Source organism: Pseudomonas sp. 2VD (genome assembly GCF_005503585.1).
GTDB classification, from domain to species: Bacteria; Pseudomonadota; Gammaproteobacteria; order Pseudomonadales; family Pseudomonadaceae; genus Pseudomonas; species Pseudomonas aeruginosa.
The window spans coordinates 1-3,471 of sequence record NZ_SCND01000498.1 but is presented as its reverse complement, the minus strand read 5'-3'; the positions used below and the strand labels follow the sequence as shown (position 1 = coordinate 3,471).

4 protein-coding genes are annotated in these 3,471 nt (G+C 66.3%); 2 read left to right on the top strand and 2 right to left on the bottom strand.

The window, feature by feature from the left end:
- On the top strand, positions 1-571 hold a 571-nt coding region (locus FFS27_RS30515), incomplete at its 5' end, for a lytic murein transglycosylase (RefSeq protein ID WP_171019261.1).
- Here FFS27_RS30515 and FFS27_RS30510 read toward each other — a convergent pair.
- Positions 558-1,316: a Nif3-like dinuclear metal center hexameric protein gene (locus FFS27_RS30510; protein ID WP_003094318.1), complete on the bottom strand. Its 759-nt coding sequence runs from the start codon at positions 1,314-1,316 to the stop codon at positions 558-560. The two genes, FFS27_RS30515 and FFS27_RS30510, sit on opposite strands and share 14 nt — an antisense overlap.
- Before the next feature lie 116 nt (positions 1,317-1,432).
- Here FFS27_RS30510 and algW point away from each other — a divergent pair, with 116 nt between their 5' ends.
- Positions 1,433-2,602, top strand: a complete 1,170-nt coding sequence (gene algW / locus FFS27_RS30505) for a Do family serine endopeptidase AlgW (protein WP_137952439.1) — start codon at positions 1,433-1,435, stop codon at positions 2,600-2,602.
- Between the two features lie 42 nt (positions 2,603-2,644).
- Here the strand turns inward: algW and FFS27_RS30500 are convergent.
- A partial coding sequence (locus tag FFS27_RS30500) for a pyridoxal phosphate-dependent aminotransferase (RefSeq protein ID WP_137952438.1) occupies positions 2,645-3,471 on the bottom strand: 827 nt, incomplete at its 5' end.

Here is a 3,471-nt window from a genome sequence, read left to right as displayed (position 1 = left end):
GTCCACCCTGTCCTTCTCCTACCCTCGCCGCGCGGAGTTCTTCAGCGGCGAGCTGGAACAATTCCTCCTCCAGGCGCGCAAGGAAGGCACCGACCCGCTGGCCCTGCGCGGTTCCTATGCCGGCGCCATGGGCTACGGCCAGTTCATGCCGTCTTCATTCACCAAGTACGCGGTGGACTTCGATGGCGATGGGCATATCGACCTGTGGAATCCGCGTGACGCGATCGGCAGCGTCGCCAACTATTTCAAGCAGCACGGCTGGGTCAGCGGCGATCGCGTGGCGGTTCCCGCCAGCGGCCGGGCGCCCTCGCTGGAGGATGGCTTCAAGACGCTGTACCCGCTGGACGTGCTCGCTTCCGCCGGACTACGCCCGCAGGGTCCGCTCGGCGGCCACCGGCAAGCCAGCCTGCTGCGCCTGGACATGGGCAGGAACTACCAGTACTGGTACGGCTTGCCGAACTTCTACGTGATCACCCGCTACAACCACAGCACCCACTACGCGATGGCTGTCTGGGAACTGGGCAAGGAGGTCGACCGGGTGCGTCATCGCTCCGTCGTCAGGCAGGATTAGGACAGTCGATGAACAGGTGCTCGATGGCGAAGCGCTTGCCCAGGTAGTCGCCCAGCGCCTGCACCCCATAGCGCTCGGTGGCGTGGTGTCCGGCGGCGATGAAGCTGATGCCGTTCTCCCGCGCGCTGTGCACGGTCTGCTCGGAAACCTCGCCGGTCAGGTAGGCATCGACGCCGGCGGCGATCGCCTGGTCGATATAACCCTGGGCGCCGCCGGTGCACCAGGCGATGCGTCGGATCGGCTGGCCGGCGTCGACCAGCAGCGGCTCGCGCCCCAGCGCATCGCGCACATGCCGAGCGAAATCGGCAGGCTGCATCGGCTCGGCAAGCGAACCGAGGAGGACGATGGAACGCGGGTTGCCCGGCTCCAACGGCCCTTCCACTTCGAAGCCGAGCTGCCGGGCGAGCTGCACGTTGTTGCCCACCTCCGGATGCAGATCCAGCGGCAGGTGGTAAGCGAGCAGACTGATATCGTTGTTCAGCAGGGTCTTCAGGCGCCGTTGCTTCATGCCGACCACGCAGGGATTCTCACCCTTCCAGAAGTAGCCGTGATGCACCAGCACCACGTCGGCGTCGGCCTCCACGGCGGCATCCAGCAGCGCCTGGCTGGCAGTGACCCCGCTGACGATCCGCCGCACCTGCGGCCGGCCCTCGACCTGCAGGCCGTTCGGGCAGTAGTCCTGGATGCGCGCGGCATCCAGATAACGGTCGGCCTCTTCGACCAGGGTGCTCAGGGCGATAGCCATGCAAATTCCTCTTCATTCAGGCAGGGCGCGCCGCTCCTCTAATGGACGGCTTCCCCCTATAATGGGCGCCACCTTATCGGCCGCTTTTCGGCCTCGCAACCCCAAGGATTGTCCCGATGCCCAAGGCCCTGCGTTTCCTCGGCTGGCCCGTGCTGGTCGGCGTGCTGCTGGCCCTGCTGATCATCCAGCGCAACCCCGAGCTGGTCGGCCTGCCACGCCAGGAGGTGCACGTCGAGCAGGCGCCTCTGCTCAGCCGTCTGCAGGAAGGCCCGGTGTCCTATGCCAATGCGGTGAGCCGGGCGGCTCCGGCAGTGGCCAACCTGTACACCACCAAGATGGTCAGCAAGCCCTCCCACCCATTGTTCGACGACCCGATGTTCCGCCGCTTCTTCGGCGACAACCTGCCGCAACAGAAGCGCATGGAATCGAGCCTCGGCTCGGCGGTGATCATGAGCGCGGAAGGCTACCTGCTGACCAACAACCACGTGACCGCTGGCGCCGACCAGATCATCGTGGCCTTGCGCGACGGCCGCGAGACCATCGCCCAGTTGGTCGGCAGCGACCCGGAAACCGACCTGGCCGTGCTGAAGATCGACCTTAAGAACCTGCCGGCGATGACCCTCGGCCGCTCCGACGGCATTCGCACCGGCGACGTCTGCCTCGCCATCGGCAACCCGTTCGGCGTCGGCCAGACCGTGACCATGGGCATCATCAGCGCCACCGGACGCAACCAGCTCGGCCTGAACACCTACGAAGACTTCATCCAGACCGACGAGGCGATCAACCCCGGTAACTCCGGCGGCGCGCTGGTGGACGCTGCCGGCAACCTGATCGGAATCAACACGGCGATCTTCTCCAAGTCCGGCGGCTCCCAGGGTATCGGCTTCGCCATCCCGACCAAGCTGGCCCTGGAGGTCATGCAGTCGATCATCGAGCACGGCCAGGTGATCCGCGGCTGGCTCGGCGTCGAGGTCAAGGCGCTGACCCCGGAACTGGCGGAGTCGCTGGGCCTCGGCGAAACCGCCGGGATCGTCGTCGCCGGCGTCTATCGCGACGGCCCGGCGGCACGCGGCGGCCTGCTGCCGGGCGACGTGATCCTGACCATCGACAAGCAGGAAGCCAGCGACGGCCGCCGCTCGATGAACCAGGTGGCGCGCACCCGTCCGGGACAGAAGATCAGCATCGTGGTGCTGCGCAACGGACAGAAGGTCAACCTGACCGCCGAGGTCGGCCTGCGTCCGCCGCCGGCACCGGCTCCACAGCAGAAACAGGACGGCGGCGAGTGATCCCCGCCATTGAAAACGGCGCCCTCGGGCGCCGTTTTCGTATCACTTGAGGAAGTGCAGGGCGTCCAGTAGCGCCTGGTTCTGCTCCGGACTGCCGATGGTGATACGCAGGAACTGGTCGATCCGCGCCTGCTTGAAATGGCGGACGATCACTCCCTGCTCGCGCAGGGTCGAGGCAATCTGCCCGGCATCGTGCCGCGGATGACGGGCGAAGACGAAGTTGGCGGCCGACGGTAGCACCTCGAAGCCCAGCGCCTGCAAAGAGGCGCTCAACGCCTCGCGGCTATCGATCACTGCCTGGCAGGTCCGACGGAAATAGGCGTCGTCCTCGAAAGCCGCCGCCGCGCCGGCGATCGCCAGGCGATCCAGCGGATAGGAATTGAAGCTGTTCTTGATCCGCTCCAGCGCCTCGACCAGATCGGCATGGCCGACCGCCAGGCCGACCCGCAGGCCGGCCAGGGAGCGCGACTTGGACAGCGTCTGGGTGACCAGCAGGTTCGGGTAGCGATCGACCAGGGCGATGGCGCTCTCGCCACCGAAGTCGACATAGGCCTCGTCGACCACCACCACCGAATCCGGCGACGCCTTCAGCATCGCTTCGATGGCGTCCAGCGGCAACAGGCAGCCGGTCGGCGCGTTCGGATTGGGGAAGATGATCCCGCCGTTGGGCCGCGCGTAGTCTTCGACGCGGATGCGGAACCTTTCATCCAGCGCGATCTTCTCGTGCGCGATCCCGTACAGGCCGCAATAGACCGGGTAGAAGCTGTAGGTCACGTCCGGGAACAGCAGCGGCAGGTCGTGTTGGAACAGGCCATGGAAAATGTGCGCCAGCACCTCGTCGGAGCCGTTGCCGACGAACACCTGGTTGG

Excerpts from the sequence above, each read along its gene's own strand:
- FFS27_RS30510 (WP_003094318.1), bottom strand. The coding sequence starts at position 1,316 with ATGGCTATCGCCCTGAGCACCCTGGTCGAAGAGGCCGACCGTTATCTG.
- algW (WP_137952439.1), top strand. The coding sequence starts at position 1,433 with ATGCCCAAGGCCCTGCGTTTCCTCGGCTGGCCCGTGCTGGTCGGCGTG.